Origin of the sequence: Cupriavidus nantongensis (assembly GCF_001598055.1) — a bacterium.
GTDB lineage: Bacteria > Pseudomonadota > Gammaproteobacteria > Burkholderiales > Burkholderiaceae > Cupriavidus > Cupriavidus nantongensis.
The window spans coordinates 1,501,519-1,519,802 of record NZ_CP014844.1; the positions used below are offsets into that span (position 1 = coordinate 1,501,519).

Below are 18,284 nucleotides of genomic sequence, written 5' to 3' on the forward strand. Positions count from 1 at the left end.
ATGCTGAGCCGCACCGCCGACCACCTGTTCTGGATGGCCCGCTACACCGAGCGCGCGGAGAACACCGCGCGCATGCTCGACGTCAACTACCAGACCTCGCTGCTGCCGCAATCGGCCGAAGTGGCCGAGCAGGGCTGGTGGGCCATGCTCGATATCTCGGAGCTGACCGAGGTGTTCGACCACAAGTACGGCCTGCTGTCGCGCGACGACGTGATCGACTTCATGGTACGCGACATGACCAATGCCTCGTCGATCATGAGCTGCCTGCGCGCGGCGCGCGAGAACGCGCGCGCGGTGCGCGGCTCGCTCACCACCGAGGTCTGGGAAACCGTCAACACCACCTGGCTGGAGGTGCAGCGCCTGATTGCCGACGGCGTGCTGAAGGAAGACCCGGCGCGCTTCTTCGAATGGGTCAAGTTCCGCTCGCACCTGGCGCGCGGGGTCCAGTTCGGCACCATGCTCAAGGACGATGCCTTTCATTTCATGCGGCTGGGCACCTTCCTGGAGCGCGCCGACAATACCGCGCGCATTCTCGACGTCAAGTTCCAGGCGTCCAACGGCCGGGAGGGCGAGCAGCCCGAGGCCAACCCCGACCAGGGCGGTGGCCACAATGACTTCTACCACTGGGCGGCGATCCTGCGCTCGGTGTCGGGCTTCGAGGTCTACCGCAAGGTCTATCGCGCGGTGATCACGCCGCAGCGCGTGGCCGAACTGCTGATCCTGCGCCCTGACATGCCGCGTTCGCTGGTGTCGAGCATGGACGAGGTGGTGGCGATCCTGCATACGGTGCGCAACCAGCATTCGGCGGAAACCGAGCGGCAGGCTGGTAAACTCCACGCCGACCTGAAGTACGCGCGCATCGACGATATCTTTGCCGTCGGCCTGCATGCGTACCTGACCAGCTTCCTGGAGCGCATCGGCGACCTCGGCAACGGCATCAGCAGGGACTTCCTGGTGCCGCTGCAGGCCGCCTGAGCCGGGCCGCCGGCAGCCCCCCGTGCCGCCGCCGCGCCCTGATACCGTGAAATACAAGATCCACCACCATACCGTCTACCGCTACACCGAACCGGTGCGGCGCAGCGTGCACGAAGTGCATCTGCAGCCGCGCTCGGGTCCGCTGCAGACCGTGGACTACTGGCAACTGTCGACACCCGGCAACCCGTCGGCGGCCCGCGACGGCTTCGGCAACATCGTGCACAACTTCACGGTGGCCGGGCCCGCCAGCACCATCGCCATCGAAGCCAGCGGCGAGGTCGAAGTGCTGCCGCCGCATGGCGAGCTCGACCGCGACGGGCACCATGCGTTCTGCGATGCGCCTCCGGACGGCGAGGCGCGGGTCTCGCCGCTGTATTTCCTCGGCAGCACGCCGCTGACCACGGCGCCGGCGCCGATGCGGGCCTTTGCCGCGCCGTTCCTGGCGGCGGGGCACGATATCGATGCGCTGCTGGCGCTGGCGCGCGGCATCGGCGAGCGCGTGCGCTACAAGCCCAATACCACCGATGTCGGCACCTCGGCCGCCGAGGCTTTTGCGCTGGGCAGCGGGGTGTGCCAGGACCAGGCGCAGGTGATGGTGGCGGCGTGCCGCGCGCTGGGCATTCCGGCGCGTTATGTCAGCGGATATTTCTACGACCCGGCCGCCACCGAACTGGCCAGCCATGCCTGGGCCGACATATGCCTGGACCCGGCCGGCCAGATCTGGTGCAGCATCGACATCACGCACGGCTGCCTGACCGACGAGCGCCATATCCGGCTGGCGGTGGGGCGCGACTATGCGTCGGCCGCACCAGTGCGGGGCATCCGCGACGGCGGCGGCGGCGAGACGCTGGAAGTCAATGTAACCATCACGCCACTTTCGAACTGATTAGGTGCTTGCTTCCAGACGCGGCGCGGTGCCGGTGCACGGGCGCTAGAATCCGGAGTGATGCAGGCCATTGCCGCAGGCCACCACCGGCCCGGGCCGGCCGCCACCAAGAACACCAAGACAAACCATGACGTATTGCGTAGCCATGCGGCTGGATGCCGGCCTGGTATTCCTGTCCGATTCCCGCACCAATGCCGGGGTAGACGCCATCTCGACCGCGCGCAAGATGACCGTGTTCGAGGAGCCCGGCGACCGGGTGATGGTGCTGATGACCGCGGGCAACCTGGCGATCAGCCAGTCGGTGCGCCAGATCCTGATTGAAGATCACGACGAGAAGCGCTCGCTGTGGACGGCGCGCGACATGTTCGAGGCCGCGTCGATCGTCGGCGAGGCGGTGCGGCAGGTGCACCGGCGCGACGCCAACGCGCTGCGCGACGCCGGCATCGAGTTCAATGTCAGCCTGATCTTCGGCGGCCAGGTGCGCGGCGAGCGGGTGCGGCTGTTCAATATCTATGCGGCCGGCAATTTCGTCGAGGCCACGCCCGAGAACTGCTACTTCCAGATCGGCGAGGCCAAGTACGGCAAGCCCATCGTCGACCGGGTCGTGCATCCGTCGCTGCCGCTGGCCGAAGGGGCCAAGTGCGCGCTGATCTCGATGGACTCGACGCTGAAGTCGAATATCTCGGTGGGCCTGCCGCTGGACCTGCTGGTCTATGAAGCCGATTCGCTGCAGGTGAATCACTTCGTCAATATCGACGAGCGCAACGCCTACTTCCGCATGATCCGCGACACCTGGGGCCATCGCCTGCGCCAGGTCTTCGGCGAGATCCATAACCCGGAGTGGGATCCGGCCGCGCCCGCGGAATTCTCGCTGGCGCGCTCCGGCGAGGCCGACCGCTGGGCCCAGCCGGTGCGGGCCAGGCGCGTGCATCCGCGCAAGCCGGACTGAGGGGCGGTGGGCATGCGCGAGATCATCCATTTTTCCCACGCCAACGGCTTCCCGGTGACGACCTACCGCAAGCTGTTCGGCGAGCTGGACGGCGAGTTCGAGTTCCGCGCCGTGGACCGCTACGGCCACAAGCCGGAGTTCCCGGTGACACGCGGCTGGCCGCACCTGGTGGAAGAGCTGCTGGGTGATATTGACCGACAGTACCGCCAGCCGGTGTGGCTGGTGGGCCATTCGCTGGGCGGCTTCCTGTCGCTGATGGCGGCGTTGCGCCGCCCGGAACGGGTGCGCGGCGTGGTCATGCTGGACTCGCCGATCATCGCCGGCTGGCGTGCTTCCCTGCTGAAGACCGCCCAGATGCTCGGCATCGATGAAAAGCCGAGTCCGGCCGCGGTGACGAAGAACCGGCGCACGCACTGGCCGGACGCCGAGGCGGTGTGGCAACACTTCCGCGCCAAGCCCAATTTCGCGGTGTGGGACCAGGAAGTGCTGCGCGACTACGCCATCCACGGCACCGAGCCCACCGGCAAGGACAACGAGCGCCGGCTGCGCTTCGACCGCGAGGTCGAATACTGGATCTACCGCACGCTGCCGACCGGCCTCGGGCGCAAGGTCGCGCGCGGCGCGCCGGTGCCGGTCGGCTTCGTCGCCGGCACGCGCTCGCGCGAGGTGCGGCAGTGCGGCCTGGGCGCGACGCGCCGGCTGGTCGGGCCCAACCTGCGCTTTATCGAGGGCGGCCACCTGTACCCGATGGAGCGCCCGCAGCAGACCGCGCAACTGGTGCGCGAACTGATCGGCGCGATGCGCGAGCAGGGGCGCTGAGCCGGCGTGCGGCGCATGCGCCGCAGCGTGGCCGCAGCAAGGCCTGCAGCGCGTTGGAGCCGGGCTGCTGTCACAATTTCCGGGTCGGCGGGGAACGGGCTCTCATGTATAATCCCGATTTCCCCGGCAAGCTCGGTTTATGACCAAATTCGTCTTCGTCACCGGTGGCGTCGTCTCTTCTCTCGGCAAGGGCATCGCTGCTGCCTCGCTCGCGGCCATTCTTGAGTCGCGCGGCCTCAAAGTCACCCTCCTCAAGCTCGATCCCTACATCAACGTCGATCCCGGCACGATGAGCCCCTTCCAGCATGGCGAGGTGTTTGTCACGGAAGACGGTGCGGAAACCGACCTCGATCTCGGCCACTACGAGCGTTTCGTCTCGGCCAAGATGCGCAAGTCGAACAACTTCACCACCGGCCAGATCTACGAATCGGTGATCCGCAAGGAGCGCCGCGGCGAATACCTGGGCAAGACCGTGCAGGTGATCCCGCATATCACCAACGAGATCCAGGCGTTCATCGAGAAGGGCGCGGCCGCGTCGCACGACGGCAAGGCCGACGTGGCGCTGGTCGAAATCGGCGGCACCGTGGGTGACATCGAGTCGCTGCCGTTCCTCGAAGCCGCGCGCCAGATGAGCCTGCGCATGGGCCGCAACCACTGCGCCTTCGTGCACCTGACGCTGGTGCCGTTCATTGCCAGCGCCGGTGAGCTGAAGACCAAGCCGACCCAGCACTCGGTGCAGAAGCTGCGCGAAATCGGTATCTCGCCGACCGCGCTGCTGTGCCGCGCCGACCGCCCGATCCCGGACGACGAGCGCGCCAAGATCTCGCTGTTCGCCAATATCCCGCAGGACGCCGTGATCTCGGTGTGGGATGCCGACAGCATCTACAAGATCCCGCAGATGCTCAACGAGCAGGGCCTGGACCGCCTGATCTGCGAGGAACTGCGCCTGGATCCGAAGCCGGCCGACCTGTCGATGTGGCAGAAGCTGGTCAACGCCCAGGAAAATCCCGAGCACGAAATCACCATCGGCATGGTCGGCAAGTATGTCGACCTGACCGAGTCGTACAAGTCGCTGATCGAGGCGCTGCGCCACGCCGGCATGCATACCGCCACGCGCGTCAACATCGAGTACATCGATTCCGAGGAACTGGAATCGGGCCACCTCGAAGTGCTGGCGCCGCTGGACGCGATCCTGGTGCCGGGCGGCTTCGGCAAGCGCGGCACCGAAGGCAAGATCCGCGCGATCCAGTACGCGCGCGAGAACAAGATTCCCTACCTGGGCATCTGCCTGGGCATGCAGCTGGCGGTGATCGAGTTTGCGCGCCACCTGGCCGGCATGGCCGATGCCAACTCGACCGAGTTCAACCTGGAAACCGAGCACCCGGTGGTCGCGCTGATCACCGAGTGGGTCGACCGCGAAGGCAAGGTCGAGCAGCGCTCGGCCGATTCCGACCTGGGCGGCACCATGCGCCTGGGCGCGCAGCGCGTGCCGGTCAAGGAAGGCACCAAGGCCCACGCCATCTACGGCGCCGAGGTCAACGAGCGCCACCGCCACCGCTACGAGGTCAACAACCACTACGTGCCGACGCTGGAAAAGGCCGGCATGGTGATCTCCGCGCGCACCCCGACCGAGAACCTGCCGGAAATGATGGAGCTGCCCGAGTCGATGCACCCGTGGTTCGTCGGCGTGCAGTTCCACCCGGAATTCACCTCGACCCCGCGCGACGGCCACCCGCTGTTCAAGGCCTACGTCGAAGCCGCGCTGGCCAGCCAGCAGCGCAAGGGCGCGTAAGGCCCGGCGCAAGCAGGAGAGACAGTCATGAAACTCTGTGGATTCGAGGCCGGCCTCGACCAGCCGTTCTTCCTGATCGCCGGTCCGTGCGTGATCGAGTCCGAGCAGATGGCGCTGGATACCGCGGGCGAACTCAAGGCCATCACCACCGGGCTCGGCATCCCGTTCATCTACAAGTCGTCGTTCGACAAGGCCAACCGCTCGTCGGGCAAGTCGTTCCGCGGCCTCGGCATGGAGAAGGGCCTCGAGATCCTGGCCCACGTCAAGCGCGAGATCGGCGTGCCGGTGCTGACCGACATCCACGAGATCGACGAGATCAAGCCGGTCGCCGCTGTGGTCGACGTGCTGCAGACGCCGGCGTTCCTGTGTCGCCAGACCGATTTCATCCGTGCCTGCGCGCAGAGCGGCAAGCCGGTGAATATCAAGAAGGGCCAGTTCCTGGCGCCGCACGACATGAAGAACGTGATCGACAAGGCGCGCGATGCCGCGCGCGAAGCCGGTCTGCCCGACGATGTCTTCATGGCCTGCGAGCGTGGCGTTTCGTTCGGCTACAACAACCTGGTGTCGGACATGCGCTCGCTGGCGATCATGCGCGAGACCGGCGCCCCGGTGGTGTTCGACGCCACCCACTCGGTGCAGCTGCCGGGCGGGCAGGGCACCAGCTCGGGCGGCCAGCGCGAATTCGTGCCGGTGCTGTCGCGTGCCGCGGTCGCCACCGGCGTCGCGGGCCTGTTCATGGAGACGCATCCGGACCCGAGCAAGGCCATGTCCGACGGCCCCAACGCGGTGCCGCTGTCGCGCATGAAGGAACTGCTGTCCGTGCTCAAGGAACTCGACACGCTGGTCAAGCGCGCCGGCTTCCTGGAAGACAACTTCGGCTGGCCGGCCTGCGCCTGAGCCCGCTCCGTTGGTCGCCGCCGCGCCGCTCACGGACGCCGGCGGTGACAAAGCATATCGAAAGACAATACAAAAAATCGGGAGATTCTCCATGGCCGCGGGCTTTATCATCGCCTACGTCGACGTGACCGACCCCCAGCAGTACGAAGAGTACAAGGTGCTTTCGAGCAAGGCCATGCAGATCCATGGCGCCGAGGTGCTGGTGCGCGGCGGCAAGACCGAGCCGCTCGAGGGCGACTGGGCGCCGACGCGCGTGGTGGTGCTGAAATTCCCCAGCTATGACGCCGCCAAGGCCTTCCACGATGGCGAGGCCTACCGCGCCGCGCGCAAGTCGCGCGAGCATGCGGCGAAGATGAATATGATCGTGGTCGAAGGCGCCGCCTGAGCCGGCAGGCGCCAGGCAGCCGTCATGCGCGCAGCGCCTGCGCCCATGACATGCGCCTGACACGTGCGCAGGTTGAAGTGATCAGCAGCAAGAATCAACAGTCAGAGAGGAATTCATGAGTGCAATCGTAGATATCATCGGTCGCGAGGTTCTCGACTCGCGCGGCAATCCCACGGTCGAGTGCGACGTGCTGCTGGAATCCGGCGTGATGGGCCGCGCCGCGGTGCCGTCGGGCGCGTCGACCGGTTCGCGCGAAGCCATCGAGCTGCGCGACGGCGACAAGGGCCGCTACCTGGGCAAGGGCGTGCTGAAGGCGGTCGAGCACATCAACACCGAGATCTCCGAAGCCATCATGGGCCTGGACGCCTCCGAGCAGGCCTTCCTGGACCGCACCCTGATCGACCTCGACGGCACCGAGAACAAGGGCCGCCTGGGCGCCAACGCCATGCTGGCAGTGTCGATGGCGGTGGCCAAGGCCGCCGCCGAGGAAGCCGGCCTGCCGCTGTACCGCTACTTCGGCGGTTCGGGTGCGATGCAGCTGCCGGTGCCGATGATGAACATCGTCAACGGCGGCGCGCATGCCAACAACAGCCTGGACATCCAGGAATTCATGGTCATGCCGGTGTCGCAGACCAGCTTCCGCGAAGCGCTGCGCTGCGGCGCCGAGATCTTCCACGCGCTGAAGAAGATCCTGGCCGACAAGGGCATGTCCACCGCGGTGGGCGACGAAGGCGGCTTTGCCCCGAATTTCTCTTCGAATGAAGAGTGCCTGAACACCATCGTGCAGGCCATCGAGAAGGCCGGCTACCGCGCCGGCGAGGACGTGCTGCTGGCGCTGGACTGCGCCGCCAGCGAGTTCTACCACGAGGCCGAAGGCGTGTACCAGCTGGAAGGCGAAGGCCTGAAGCTGAGCTCGACCCAGTTCGCCGACTACCTGGCCAACCTGTGCGACAAGTTCCCGATCGTGTCGATCGAGGACGGCATGGCCGAAGGCGACTGGGACGGCTGGAAGACCCTGACCGACAAGCTCGGCAAGCGCGTGCAGCTGGTCGGCGACGACCTGTTCGTCACCAACACCAAGATCCTGAAGGAAGGCATCGAGAAGGGCATCGGCAACTCGATCCTGATCAAGATCAACCAGATCGGCACCCTGACCGAGACCTTCGCCGCGATCGAGATGGCCAAGCGCGCCGGCTACACCGCCGTGATCTCGCACCGCTCGGGCGAAACCGAGGACAGCACCATCGCCGACATCGCCGTCGGCACCAACGCCGGCCAGATCAAGACCGGCTCGCTGTCGCGCTCGGACCGCATGGCCAAGTACAACCAGCTGCTGCGCATCGAGGAAGACCTGGGCGATATCGCCAGCTACCCGGGCAAGGGCGCGTTCTACAACCTGCGCTGAGCCCAACGGTTGTCGTCCCCGCGAAGGCGGGGACCCAGTGTCTTTATCCCCGAAGGGAACATGAAAGACGCTGGATTCCCGCCTCCGCGGGAATGACGTGCTGGATTCAAGAATGGCGGTGGCACGGAGAAGGTCCGGCCGCCGCCGTTTTTGTATCGAAATCTGCCTGGCAATTGCCTTCCCGGCGGAGTTCGCAGATCATTGTGCGGAAATTCCTGTCCGCCACCTTTCATGCGCCTGATTTCGCTGCTGTTGTTCGTGCTGCTGCTCGCCATCCAGTATCCGCTCTGGCTCGGCAAGGGCGGCTGGCTGCGCGTGTGGGACCTGAACCGCCAGCTGACCGAGCAGGGCGCCCGCAACCAGACGCTCAAGCTGCGCAACGCCAAGCTCGAAGGCGAAGTCGCCGACCTGCAGGACGGCACCGGCGCCATCGAGGAACGCGCCCGCTATGAGCTGGGCATGGTGCGCGAAGGCGAGGTCTTCGTGCAGTTCGTCGCGCCGGCGCCCAAGGTCAGCGCCACGCCGCCGCTGCCGCCGCCGTCGAATTCGGTCGCCGGCCGGGGCGGCCACTAAGGCGTTCACCGTGACTGCCGGCGGCTAGCTTCAACTTGCTTCAAGCCAGCCCGTAGCTCCCTCACCACCAGCCGTACGGATAGCCGCCCCAGCCCCAGCCGGGCATGCCGACGCTGACGCCGCCGCCCCAGCGGCCGCCTCCCCATCCCCCGTAATACAGGTTCCAGCTGGTGTTGGGATAGGCATAGGCCGCGCGCGCGGCCTCGACCTGCTGGTCCAGCGCGATCGCCGCGGCCTGGTCGCGCAGCACCTGCTGGTTGAGCGCGTCGAGCTTCTGCTTGTCTTCGGCGCTCAGCGGTGCCGGCGGCACCGCGTTGGGCGCCAGCCGCGCGGTGGGCGGCGAGCCATTGGCATCGCGCGGGATCTGCGCGCAGCCGGCGGCCAGCAGCAGCGCGCCGAGCGCGGCGCACGTTGCGGCGCCGCGCCACGCATAACGGGCGCGGCGGGCACGGCAGGCGAATTCAGGCAGGGGAGGGTTGGCTCGGGCGGACATGGCGGTTCTCAGGCTCGCTGACCGGCAGCTGGATGCTGCCATCGTACAGCCGTTGGACCGGGCGGCAACATCGATGTTTCCATCGCGCCGCGCGCCGGCATTCCCGCATCGTCCGCGCCGGTGCGGCAGCGCACGCAGGCGCTGCCGAAGGCGGATCAGTGGTGCTGGGTTGCGCCGGCGCCTGCGCCGGTGGCGACCGGCGTGGCCGAGAACAGCTGCGCGCAGTCGACCGGGTCGAACTCATAGCGCTGGCCGCAGAAGTCGCAGTGGATCTCGACATGGCCGCGCTCGGCGATGATGCTTTCGATCTCGGCCTGGCCCAGCGACTGCAGCATGCCGGCCACTTTCGGGCGCGAGCAGCTGCAGTAGAAATGCGGCGTCATCGGCTCAAACACGCGCAGGCCGGTGTCCTGCAGGTCTTCCCAGAACAGGCGGCGCAGCAGCGTGTCGGGCGTCTCGGCCAGCAGTTCCTCGGCCTTCAGCGTGGTGCCGAGCTGCACCGCGCGGTCCCAGGTGTCGAGGTCCTGCGCCCGGGCGTGGCCGGCCAGCGGCGCGCCGGTCTCGCCGACTTCGGCGGTGCCGCCGTAGGCCGGCAGCTTCTGCAGCAGCATGCCGGCGGCGACATGGTCGTCGGCGGCCAGCCACAGGCGCGTGTCGAGCTGCTCAGAAGCCTGCATGTAGTGCTCAAGCACGGCGCTGATCGAGCCCAGCGGGCCATGCGCGTCGGCCAGCGGTACGATGCCCTGGTACGGCTGCTGGCCCGGCAGCTTGTCCTTCGGGTCCAGCGTGATGGCAAAGCGGCCGTGGCCGTGGGCGTTGACCATCTGCGCCAGCGTGGCATCGTCGGCCAGCTGCGCGTCTTCGGCCAGCTTGGCGGTGGCGCGCATCGACAGGTCGGACAGGCATTCCACCACCAGCATGCGCACCGGGCCGTCGCCGTGCAGCTGCATCACCAGCGCCCCGTTGAACTTCAGGTTGGCCGACAGCAGCGCCGCGGCGGCCATCATCTCGCCCAGCAGCCGGCGCACCGGGGCAGGGTAGCTGTGGCGGCCGAGCACTTCTTGCCAGGTGGCTTCCATGCGCACCAGCTCGCCGCGCACGGGGGCCGCGTCGAACAGGAACTTCTGCAGGGTGTCGGGGGTGGTGGTATCGGTCACAATAATCGGTCGGGTTTCGGTAGAGGCTCGGCGGTCGTCAGCCGATCCGCTTGAGCTGTTGCTTGTACAGGGCCTGCCGCGTGGCGTAGGTCTCGGCGTTGCGGTACAGGTTGGCGACGTCGGCATCGGTCAGCTGGCGCACCACCTTGGCGGGCGCGCCCAGGATCAGCGAACGGTCCGGGAACACCTTGCCCTCGGTCACCACGGCGCCGGCACCCACCAGGCATTCCTTGCCGATCACGGCGCGGTTCAGCACCACGGCCTGGATCCCGATCAGCGAGCCTTCGCCCACGGTGCAGCCGTGCAGCATGGCCTGGTGGCCGATCGAGACCTTGTCGCCCAGCGTCAGCGGGCAACCCGGGTCGGTATGCAGCACCGAACCCTCCTGGATGTTGGTGTCCGCGCCGACCACGATCGGCTCGTTGTCGCCGCGGATCACGACACCGGGCCAGGCACTGGCGCGGGACTTGAGGGTCACGTTGCCGATGATGGTGGCTTCCGGGGCCACGTAGGCTTCGCTGTCGATACTGGGCTTGACGTCGCCGAGCTGGTAAAGCGCCATGAGGTCTCCTGCACGAATGGCTTTTGTTGAAGTGGGGGTTGCCGCCGGACTTTAAAGGGCCGGCGCGGGGGAACGGGGCGGCGCCACTGCGCGGCTGGCGCGGCAGGCGGGCGCCGGCCAGGCCCTACAATGGCGGCAGACCCGGATTTTACGCCCATGCCAGAAAAAACACCCGACGCCGCGCCGCCTGACCCGTCACTTTCGCCACGCCGGCAGGCGCTGGCGGTGCTGTGCCTGACGGATCCGCGCGACAAGGCCGTGGCGGCGCGCGCACTTTATCGCCACGTGATGACGTTGCCCGATGCCGCCCTGGCAGCGGGCGAGGCGATCCATGCCGAGGCCACCCACGCGATCCCGGGGCGGCCGGCGCGGCCGGTGCTGGTGGCGCCCCAGCACGTCGAGCGGCGCCGCTCGCTGCAGACTCCGGCCGGACGCGCGGCGATGATCCACGCGCTGTGCCATATCGAGTTCAATGCCATCAACCTGGCGCTGGACGCGGCCTGGCGCTTTGCCGGCATGCCGCCCGCGTATTACCGCGACTGGCTGCGCGTGGCCGATGAAGAGGCCTACCACTTCACGCTGCTGGCCGACCACCTCGGCACGCTCGGCGCCGCCTACGGCGATTTCCCGGCCCACAACAGCCTGTGGGAGATGACCGACAAGACCGCCGGCGACGTGCTCGCGCGCATGGCGCTGGTGCCGCGCACGCTCGAGGCGCGCGGGCTCGACGCCTCGCCGCCGGTGCGCGCGCGGCTGGCGGGCGCCGGCGACCACGCCGCCGCGGCCATCATCGACATCATCCTGCGCGACGAGGTCGGCCACGTCGCCATCGGCAACCATTGGTACCGCTGGCTGTGCGCGCAGCGCGGGCTCGATCCCGTCGCCACCTATGCGCAGCTGGCCGATCAGTACCGCGCGCCGAAGCTGCGCGGCCCCTTCAACCTCGAGGCGCGCCGCGCCGCGGGCTTCGACGAGGACGAGCTGGCCTGGCTCGAGGCATCGGCCGGCTAGGCCTGCCGTCCACCGATTCAGCGGTGCGACGGGAAGCCATGCTTGCGCGCCGACCAGACCGCCAGCCATGCTGCCGCGAGCAGCGCCACCAGCACGGGCGGGAATGCGCCGATGCCGAAGCCATCGAGCAGCAGCCCTCCGACGACACCGCCGCCGGCGATGGCGATGTTCCAGGCCGTGACCAGCATCGACTGCGCCACGTCCGCGGATTTGCCGGCGGTCGCCGCCAGCGCCGTCTGGAACAGCGTGGCGACGCCGCCAAAGCCCAGGCCCCAGGTAGCCGCGGCGGCATAGACCACCGCAGGGTGCGCGCCCGCGGCCGCAAGCGCCAGCACTGACAGCCCGAACAGCAGCGTGCTGGCCAGCGTCAGCAGCCGCAGCCACTTGTCGATCAGCACGCCGGTAATCCAGATGCCGCCGAGCGAGGCCACGCCGAACCCGAACAGGACCAGATCGAGCCGTGCCCCGGCGTTCGCCGCGCGCAGGAACGGCGCGATATAGGTGTAGAGGACGTTGTGCGCCAGCACGAAGGCGAGCGTCACGAACAGCACGGGACGGACGCCCGGCAGCGTGAACACGCGCGCGAGCGGCAGCCGCTGGCCGGCAGGCTGGCCGGCAAAATCCGGCACGCTGGCCAGCACCCAGGCAATCAGGCCCAACGTCATCGCGCTGATGATGCCGAAGCATGCCCGCCAGCCCAGAACGGCACCGAGGAAGGTCCCCGATGGCACACCCAGCGACAGGGCCAGGGGGATGCCGACCATGGCGACGGCAATGGCACGGCCCTTCATGTGATCGGGAACCATGCGCGCGGCATAGCCGGCCAGCAGCGCCCACAGCAAGCCGGCCGATACCCCCGCAACAAAGCGTGCAGCCATCGTCAGGACATAGTTGCCGGACCAGGCCGTCACGGCATTGGCGACGGCAAAGCCGGCGATGGCAAGCAGCAGCAGCGGCCGTCGCCGCAACCCTTGCGTGGCCGCCGTCAGCGGCATGGCGGCCACCAGCGAGCCGAAGGCGTAGATCGTGACGAGCTGGCCGGCAAGCGGCTCGGAGATGGCGAGGCCCTTGCCGATCTGGGGCAGCAGTCCCGCCGGCAAGGCCTCGGTCAGGACGGTGATAAAGCCGGCGACGGCAAGCGCAAGCAGGGCCGGAAGCGGTAGCGGCGCGGGTTGCGCGCCCTGGCGGGTATCGCCGGCAAGCGGGTTGGTGGCTGTGGTCATGTTGGCGCAATGGCGGAAGGTTATGAACGGGTCGACGGCCGCGACGCAGCCGCGAGCGACCATGGACGGCGTCACGCAGGTCGGCGGCAAACTGGCCTGACGTGCGCTCGTACCGACCCGCCCACGATAAGGAGGCCGCCATTAAAGAAAAAGTGGGCTACAGTTCCTTTTTCTCCGGAACTTTGTGTCCGTAATCGGGGGGCATCATGGACAGCCTCAGTGGCTTCGCGGTGTTTGTGCAGGTGGCCGAGAGCCGCAGTTTTGTCGCGGCGGGGCGCCTGCTGGGGGTGTCGGCTTCCGCCGTCGGCAAGAGCATCGCGCGGCTGGAACAACGGCTCGGCGTACGGCTGTTCCACCGCAGCACGCGCAGCGTCGCGCTGACCGCCGAAGGGGCGCTGTTCCTGGAGCGCAGCCGCCGCGTGCTGGCCGAGATCGAAGCGGCGGAGCTGGAACTGGCCGAGGCCACCGCAGCGCCGCGCGGCCGCCTGCGGGTGAGCCTGCCGCTGGTCAGTTCACTGGTGTTGCCCGTGCTCGGCGACTTTATGCGCGCGTATCCGGATATCGCGCTGGACCTGGATTTCACCGACCAACTGGTGGACGTGATCGAGGAGGGCTTCGATGCCGTGGTCCGGACCGGCGAGCCCGCCGACTCGCGCCTGTCGGCGCGCAGGCTGGGCGCGTTCCAGGCGATGCTGGTGGCATCGCCCGAATACCTGGCGCAGCGTGGCACGCCGAAGGTGCCTGCCGAGCTGGCGCGGCATGCTTGCCTGCATTACCGCTTTCCCCACACCGGCAAGCTCGAGCCATGGCCGCTGCGGCGCGCGCCAGGCGAGCCCGAGCCGGCGCTGCCGACATCGATGATCTGCAACAACATCGAGACGCGCCTGTGTTTTGCGCTGCGCGGCCTGGGCATTGCCTGCCTGCCGGATTTCGCCATCCAGCAGCAACTGGCCGATGGCAGCCTGTGCCAGGTACTGGCCGGCCACGTGGGGCCGGCCAAGGCCTTTCATGTGCTCTGGCCGGCGAGCAGGCATCCCTCGCCCAAGGTGCGGGCGCTGGTCGATTTCCTGAGCGCGCGGCTCTTTCCTGCCGACCAGGGCCGCGCCTAGCGGCTAGGCGCGCTTGCCCGCGCGCTCCTGCTCCAGCAGCCGCAATACCCGCCGCTGGATCTTGCCCGTGGTCGTCATCGGCAGCTGGTCGATGAATTCGATCGCCTTCGGGTATTCGTACGGTGCCAGCTGGCCGCGCACATGCGCCTGCAGTTCCGCGACCAGCGCCGCGTCGCCGTCGAACGAACGCGCCACCGACGGCGTCAGCACCACGAAGGCCTTGACCACCGCGCCGCGCTCCGGATCGGGCGACGGCACCACGGCGCAGTTGGACACCGCCGGATGCTTGAGCAGGCAGTTCTCGATCTCGCTCGGCCCGATGCGGTAGCCCGAGGACTTGAACACGTCGTCGGCGCGCCCCTGGTACCACAGGTAGCCGTCGGCATCGACGCGCGCCAGGTCGCCGGTGCGGCACCAGCGCAGGCCGTCGCGCTCGGTGTACTTGCCCGCGGTGGCGGCGTCGTTCTTCCAGTAGCCGAGGAAGAACACCGGGTCCGGATGCCCGGCGCTGTCGGTGGCGCACACCGCCACCTCGCCGTCCTCGCCCGGCGCGCAGGGGCGGCCTTCGTCGTCGATCACCTGCACGCGGTGGCCGGGGTAGGGGCGTCCCATCGAACCTGGCCGGGCCGGCCAGCCCAGCCGTGCGTCGTCGTTCTGCGCGGTGCAGTTGCCGACGATGTAGTTGATCTCGGTCTGGCCGAACATCTCGTTGACCAGCACGCCGAGCGCGTCGCGGCACCAGCCGAACACGGTCTCGCCCACCGCCTCGCCGGCGCTCATCAGCGCGCGCAGGCGGATGTCGTAGTGCCGGCGCGGCTCGGGGCAGGCCTTCATCATCTGCTTGAGCGCGGTCGGGAACAGGAAGGTGTTGGTGACGGCATAGCGCTCCAGCAGCTCGAAGGCACGCTCGGCGGAAAAGCGCCCCTGGTAGCCGACGATCGGCTTGCCGAAATACAGCGCCGGCATCAGCGCGTCCCACAGGCCGCCGGTCCAGGCCCAGTCGGCCGGGCTCCAGAACACGTCGTCGTGCTGCGGATACCAGTTCTGCGAGCAGACGAAGCCGGTCAGGTTGCCGATCAGCGCGCGGTGCGGGATCAGTGCGCCCTTGGGCGGGCCGGTGGTGCCGCTGGTATAGATCAGCACCGCGGCCTCGTCGGCCTTGGTCTGCTCGGCGACGAAGGTGGGCAGCTGCGCCGCGAGCAGCAGGTCCCAGTCATGGTCGCCGCGGCCGCGGGCGTCGCCGGCGGCGATCACGGTGGCCAGCGTCGGGCATTCGGGGCGCGCCGCCAGCAGGTTGTCGATCGAGGTCTCGTCGGCGATCGCCACGCCGGCTTCGCTGTGCGCGATGCGGTAGGCCAGCGCCTCGGGCCCGAACAGCATCGACAGCGGCATGGCGATGGCGCCCAGCTGGTAGATCGCCATATGTGCGATCACGGTCTCGATGCGCTGCGGCATCACGATCGCGACGCGGTCGCCGCGGGCCACGCCCAGCGCGCGCAGCGCCGCCGACAAGCGGTTGGCCTCGGCCTGGATATAGGCAAAGCTGTGCGCGTTGCGGCGGCCGTCCTCGTGCTCGGTATAGACCGCGATGCGGTCCATGCTGGCGGGGTCGCGGGCCCAGCGGCCGCAGCAGGCTTCGGCGATGTTGAACTGCGCCGGAATCTCCCAGCGGAACGATTCGTACAGGGCGCGGTAGTCGTCGCGCCGGCTTGCCGGCAAGGCAGCTGCGGCCATTCAGGGTCTCCGTTGGGATCCGCCCGTGCACCCGCAAACGGCCAGCGGCGCTGGCGGCCGCTGCCGCTATAATGCGCACAAGCGAACGATCGTTCTATTTTGTCGTGGCTTCCCCGCCAACCCCCGCGGCGGGCAAGACCCCGACGCAAGGGTGGAGACAATGACAATCAAGGAAACCTCGCGGTCTGAATTTATCACGGTGCGCGGGCTGCGCTACCACGTGCGCCACTGGGGCACGCCCGGCGCGCGCAAGCTGTTCATGCTGCATGGGTGGATGGACGTGGCCGCGTCGTTCCAGTTCCTGGTCGACCACCTGCGCGGCGGCTGGCATGTGATCGCACCCGACTGGCGCGGCTTCGGCGCGACCGACTGGCCCACGCGCTACCCCGGCACGCAGTCGTACTGGTTTGCCGATTACCTCGCCGACCTAGAGGCCCTGCTCGACCACTATGCGCCTGACGGGCAGGTCGACCTGGTCGGCCACAGCATGGGCGCCAACGTGATCTGCCTGTATGCCGGCATCCGCCCGCAGCGCGTGCGCCGCGTGGTGGACCTGGAGGGCTTCGGCATGACCGCGACGCGGCCGGAGCAGGCACCCCGGCGCTACGCGCGCTGGCTCGACGAAGTGCGCGCCGGCACCGAGCTGAAGACCTACGACAGCCTCGACGGCGTGGCCGCGCGCCTGCAGAAGACCAACCCGCGCCTGCCGGACGAGCGCGCCGCGTTCCTGGCCGCGCACTGGTCGCGCCGCAACGCCGAGGGCCGCTGGGAGATCCTGGGCGATCCCGCCCACAAGCTGGTCAACCCGATGCTGTACCGGCTCGATGAAGTGATGGCGGTGTGGGAGCAGGTCACCGCGCCGGTGCTGCACGTGGAAGCGCGCGATTCGGAGACGCTGCGGCATATCGCCCACAAGCAGGCCATCGACGAATTCAGGCAGCGCTTCCGCGCCTTCCGCGACTTCCGCGAGGCGGTGGTCGAGGACGCCGGCCACATGCTGCACCACGACCAGCCCGCGGCCGTGGCGGAGCTGGTGGAATCGTTCTGCGCCGGCAGGTGATGCCCGCGCCTGCGGCAGTGCAGGCTTCAGGCGTGGGTGAGCTTTTCCTTCAGCGCGGCGTTGTTGCTGGTGTGCAAGTGCACCAGCGCCTTTTCCGGGAACGCGTAGTGGTAGGCGCGGCGCAATGCCAGCGCGGCCTCGTGGAAACCTGACAGGATCAGCTTCTGCTTGTTGGGGTAGAACGCGATATCGCCGGCGGCGAAGATGCCGCGGCGCGAGCTTTCGTAGGTGGTGGTGTCGACCAGGATGCGGCCGGCGCGCATATCCATATCCCACTGCGCGATCGGGCCGGGCTCGGACACCAGGCCGTACAGCGCCACCAGTTCCTCGGCGGGCAGCACGGTGCTGCCGTCGCGGGTACGGACTTCGACTTCGCTGAGCCCGCCATCCGGGCCTTCGGTGCGCAGTGCGCCCAGCATGCCGACCACGAAATCCATCTCGCCCGCGGCCACCGCGCGGCGCATCTCGGCGACGGTGCCGTCGGCGGCGCGGAAGCCCTCGCGCCGGTGCAGCAGCGTCACGCGCGCGGCGACCTTGCGCAGCGCCAGCGCCCAGTCCAGCGCCGAGTCGCCGCCGCCGGCGACCACCACCCGCTTGCCGGCGAAGTGCGAGACATCGCGCACCGCGTAGTGCACGTGGCGGCCCTCCAGCGCCGGCGCCTCGGGCAGCGACACGCGCTGCGGCGCGAACGCGCCCGCGCCGGCGCAGACCAGCACCGCGGCGACATCGAAGCGCTTGCCGCCGTCGGTCGTCACCAGCAGGCGCTCGTGCCCGGCATGGCCTTGCGGCGCTGCCGGCGCCGGGATTTCGGCGACGCTTTCGGCGCGCTGGCCGAAGTGCATCGGGAAGTCGAACGGCGCGCATTGCTCCAGCAACCGGTCTACCAGGTCCTGCGCCAGGCATCCCGGCACGGCGGGAATGTCGTAGATCGGCTTTTCCGGATACAGCTCGGTGCACTGGCCGCCGGCGCGGTCGAGCACATCGATCAGTTCACATTTCAGGCCGAGCACGCCGGCCTGGAACGCGGCGAACAGGCCGACCGGGCCGGCACCGACGATCAGGACATCGGTCGTGGTGACCGGGGCGGCGGCGGGAGCGGTGGCTGGGGTAGCGGTGGACATGGGGCAGGGCAGGCACGCCAGGTGCCCGCGAATCGACGATGCAAAGCCCGACTATACCCCGCGGCCGCCGCCTTTCCGCCGACGCCAGCGTTGCCGGCATGGCTATGCGCGGTAGGCCGCGGGCGCCGACGCC

Annotated in this window: 18 protein-coding genes; 12 read left to right on the plus strand and 6 right to left on the minus strand. The window is 68.4% G+C overall.

The features are described 5' to 3' along the window. From A2G96_RS06925 to ftsB, 9 genes are all read left to right on the plus strand, one after another. Entirely contained in the window at positions 1 to 975 is a 975-nt protein-coding gene (locus tag A2G96_RS06925; RefSeq protein WP_062798012.1) for an alpha-E domain-containing protein, read from the plus strand. A gap of 46 nt (positions 976 to 1,021) precedes the next feature. Beyond that, positions 1,022 to 1,861, plus strand: a complete 840-nt coding sequence (locus A2G96_RS06930) for a transglutaminase family protein (protein ID WP_197672301.1) — start codon at positions 1,022 to 1,024, stop codon at positions 1,859 to 1,861. 127 nt (positions 1,862 to 1,988) lie between these two features. Continuing rightward, a complete protein-coding gene (locus tag A2G96_RS06935; protein ID WP_062798017.1) occupies positions 1,989 to 2,810 on the plus strand; it encodes a proteasome-type protease in 822 nt (273 codons plus the stop codon). A 12-nt stretch (positions 2,811 to 2,822) separates the two neighbouring features. Next, positions 2,823 to 3,629, plus strand: a complete 807-nt coding sequence (locus A2G96_RS06940) for an alpha/beta fold hydrolase (RefSeq protein WP_062798019.1) — start codon at positions 2,823 to 2,825, stop codon at positions 3,627 to 3,629. A 139-nt stretch (positions 3,630 to 3,768) separates the two neighbouring features. Beyond that, the gene (locus tag A2G96_RS06945; RefSeq protein ID WP_062798022.1) at positions 3,769 to 5,421 is read left to right on the plus strand and encodes a CTP synthase; all 1,653 of its coding nucleotides are present in this window, start codon (positions 3,769 to 3,771) and stop codon (positions 5,419 to 5,421) included. A gap of 27 nt (positions 5,422 to 5,448) precedes the next feature. Beyond that, entirely contained in the window at positions 5,449 to 6,318 is an 870-nt protein-coding gene (gene kdsA / locus A2G96_RS06950; RefSeq protein WP_062798025.1) for a 3-deoxy-8-phosphooctulonate synthase, read from the plus strand. Positions 6,319 to 6,409: 91 nt separating this feature from the next. Next, positions 6,410 to 6,703 (plus strand): DUF1330 domain-containing protein, encoded by a 294-nt coding sequence (locus A2G96_RS06955; RefSeq protein ID WP_062798027.1) that lies wholly within the window; start codon positions 6,410 to 6,412, stop codon positions 6,701 to 6,703. 115 nt (positions 6,704 to 6,818) lie between these two features. Next, positions 6,819 to 8,108 (plus strand): phosphopyruvate hydratase, encoded by a 1,290-nt coding sequence (gene eno / locus A2G96_RS06960; protein WP_012352460.1) that lies wholly within the window; start codon positions 6,819 to 6,821, stop codon positions 8,106 to 8,108. Positions 8,109 to 8,339: 231 nt separating this feature from the next. Further along, positions 8,340 to 8,681 (plus strand): cell division protein FtsB, encoded by a 342-nt coding sequence (gene ftsB / locus A2G96_RS06965; protein ID WP_062798029.1) that lies wholly within the window; start codon positions 8,340 to 8,342, stop codon positions 8,679 to 8,681. A 61-nt stretch (positions 8,682 to 8,742) separates the two neighbouring features. On the opposite strand, the gene A2G96_RS06970 is transcribed toward ftsB, so the two are convergent. The 3 genes from A2G96_RS06970 to A2G96_RS06980 form a co-directional block, all read right to left on the minus strand. Next, on the minus strand, positions 8,743 to 9,174 hold the full coding sequence (locus A2G96_RS06970; RefSeq protein WP_062798030.1) for a hypothetical protein: 432 nt from the start codon (positions 9,172 to 9,174) through the stop codon (positions 8,743 to 8,745). A 155-nt stretch (positions 9,175 to 9,329) separates the two neighbouring features. Next, positions 9,330 to 10,331, minus strand: coding sequence for an Hsp33 family molecular chaperone HslO (gene hslO / locus A2G96_RS06975; protein WP_062798032.1), 1,002 nt, complete (start codon positions 10,329 to 10,331; stop codon positions 9,330 to 9,332). Between the two features lie 37 nt (positions 10,332 to 10,368). Then, the gene (locus tag A2G96_RS06980) at positions 10,369 to 10,893 is read right to left on the minus strand and encodes a gamma carbonic anhydrase family protein (RefSeq protein ID WP_018006882.1); all 525 of its coding nucleotides are present in this window, start codon (positions 10,891 to 10,893) and stop codon (positions 10,369 to 10,371) included. Between the two features lie 129 nt (positions 10,894 to 11,022). On the opposite strand from A2G96_RS06980, the gene A2G96_RS06985 reads away from it, so the two are divergent. Next, entirely contained in the window at positions 11,023 to 11,904 is an 882-nt protein-coding gene (locus tag A2G96_RS06985) for a ferritin-like domain-containing protein (protein WP_082818865.1), read from the plus strand. Between the two features lie 17 nt (positions 11,905 to 11,921). Here the strand turns inward: A2G96_RS06985 and A2G96_RS06990 are convergent, their stop codons facing one another. Continuing rightward, positions 11,922 to 13,127: an MFS transporter gene (locus tag A2G96_RS06990; protein WP_062798034.1), complete on the minus strand. Its 1,206-nt coding sequence runs from the start codon at positions 13,125 to 13,127 to the stop codon at positions 11,922 to 11,924. A 206-nt stretch (positions 13,128 to 13,333) separates the two neighbouring features. Here A2G96_RS06990 and A2G96_RS06995 point away from each other — a divergent pair, with 206 nt between their 5' ends. Beyond that, positions 13,334 to 14,236 (plus strand): LysR family transcriptional regulator, encoded by a 903-nt coding sequence (locus tag A2G96_RS06995; RefSeq protein WP_062798036.1) that lies wholly within the window; start codon positions 13,334 to 13,336, stop codon positions 14,234 to 14,236. 3 nt (positions 14,237 to 14,239) lie between these two features. Here the strand turns inward: A2G96_RS06995 and A2G96_RS07000 are convergent, their stop codons facing one another. Next, the gene (locus A2G96_RS07000) at positions 14,240 to 15,970 is read right to left on the minus strand and encodes an acetate--CoA ligase (RefSeq protein ID WP_062798038.1); all 1,731 of its coding nucleotides are present in this window, start codon (positions 15,968 to 15,970) and stop codon (positions 14,240 to 14,242) included. 160 nt (positions 15,971 to 16,130) lie between these two features. Here A2G96_RS07000 and A2G96_RS07005 point away from each other — a divergent pair, with 160 nt between their 5' ends. Then, the gene (locus tag A2G96_RS07005; protein WP_062798040.1) at positions 16,131 to 17,030 is read left to right on the plus strand and encodes an alpha/beta fold hydrolase; all 900 of its coding nucleotides are present in this window, start codon (positions 16,131 to 16,133) and stop codon (positions 17,028 to 17,030) included. 26 nt (positions 17,031 to 17,056) lie between these two features. Here A2G96_RS07005 and A2G96_RS07010 read toward each other — a convergent pair whose 3' ends face one another. Further along, positions 17,057 to 18,151 (minus strand): NAD(P)/FAD-dependent oxidoreductase, encoded by a 1,095-nt coding sequence (locus A2G96_RS07010; RefSeq protein WP_062798041.1) that lies wholly within the window; start codon positions 18,149 to 18,151, stop codon positions 17,057 to 17,059. Positions 18,152 to 18,284: the final 133 nt, after the last annotated feature.

Excerpts from the sequence above, each read along its gene's own strand:
- A2G96_RS06925 (WP_062798012.1), top strand. The coding sequence starts at position 1 with ATGCTGAGCCGCACCGCCGACCACCTGTTCTGGATGGCCCGCTACACC.
- A2G96_RS06935 (WP_062798017.1), top strand. The coding sequence starts at position 1,989 with ATGACGTATTGCGTAGCCATGCGGCTGGATGCCGGCCTGGTATTCCTG.
- A2G96_RS06940 (WP_062798019.1), top strand. The coding sequence starts at position 2,823 with ATGCGCGAGATCATCCATTTTTCCCACGCCAACGGCTTCCCGGTGACG.
- A2G96_RS06945 (WP_062798022.1), top strand. The coding sequence starts at position 3,769 with ATGACCAAATTCGTCTTCGTCACCGGTGGCGTCGTCTCTTCTCTCGGC.
- kdsA (WP_062798025.1), top strand. The coding sequence starts at position 5,449 with ATGAAACTCTGTGGATTCGAGGCCGGCCTCGACCAGCCGTTCTTCCTG.
- A2G96_RS06955 (WP_062798027.1), top strand. The coding sequence starts at position 6,410 with ATGGCCGCGGGCTTTATCATCGCCTACGTCGACGTGACCGACCCCCAG.
- eno (WP_012352460.1), top strand. The coding sequence starts at position 6,819 with ATGAGTGCAATCGTAGATATCATCGGTCGCGAGGTTCTCGACTCGCGC.
- ftsB (WP_062798029.1), top strand. The coding sequence starts at position 8,340 with ATGCGCCTGATTTCGCTGCTGTTGTTCGTGCTGCTGCTCGCCATCCAG.
- A2G96_RS06970 (WP_062798030.1), bottom strand. The coding sequence starts at position 9,174 with ATGTCCGCCCGAGCCAACCCTCCCCTGCCTGAATTCGCCTGCCGTGCC.
- A2G96_RS06980 (WP_018006882.1), bottom strand. The coding sequence starts at position 10,893 with ATGGCGCTTTACCAGCTCGGCGACGTCAAGCCCAGTATCGACAGCGAA.
- A2G96_RS06985 (WP_082818865.1), top strand. The coding sequence starts at position 11,023 with ATGGCGGCAGACCCGGATTTTACGCCCATGCCAGAAAAAACACCCGAC.
- A2G96_RS06990 (WP_062798034.1), bottom strand. The coding sequence starts at position 13,127 with ATGACCACAGCCACCAACCCGCTTGCCGGCGATACCCGCCAGGGCGCG.
- A2G96_RS06995 (WP_062798036.1), top strand. The coding sequence starts at position 13,334 with ATGGACAGCCTCAGTGGCTTCGCGGTGTTTGTGCAGGTGGCCGAGAGC.
- A2G96_RS07000 (WP_062798038.1), bottom strand. The coding sequence starts at position 15,970 with ATGGCCGCAGCTGCCTTGCCGGCAAGCCGGCGCGACGACTACCGCGCC.
- A2G96_RS07005 (WP_062798040.1), top strand. The coding sequence starts at position 16,131 with ATGACAATCAAGGAAACCTCGCGGTCTGAATTTATCACGGTGCGCGGG.
- A2G96_RS07010 (WP_062798041.1), bottom strand. The coding sequence starts at position 18,151 with ATGTCCACCGCTACCCCAGCCACCGCTCCCGCCGCCGCCCCGGTCACC.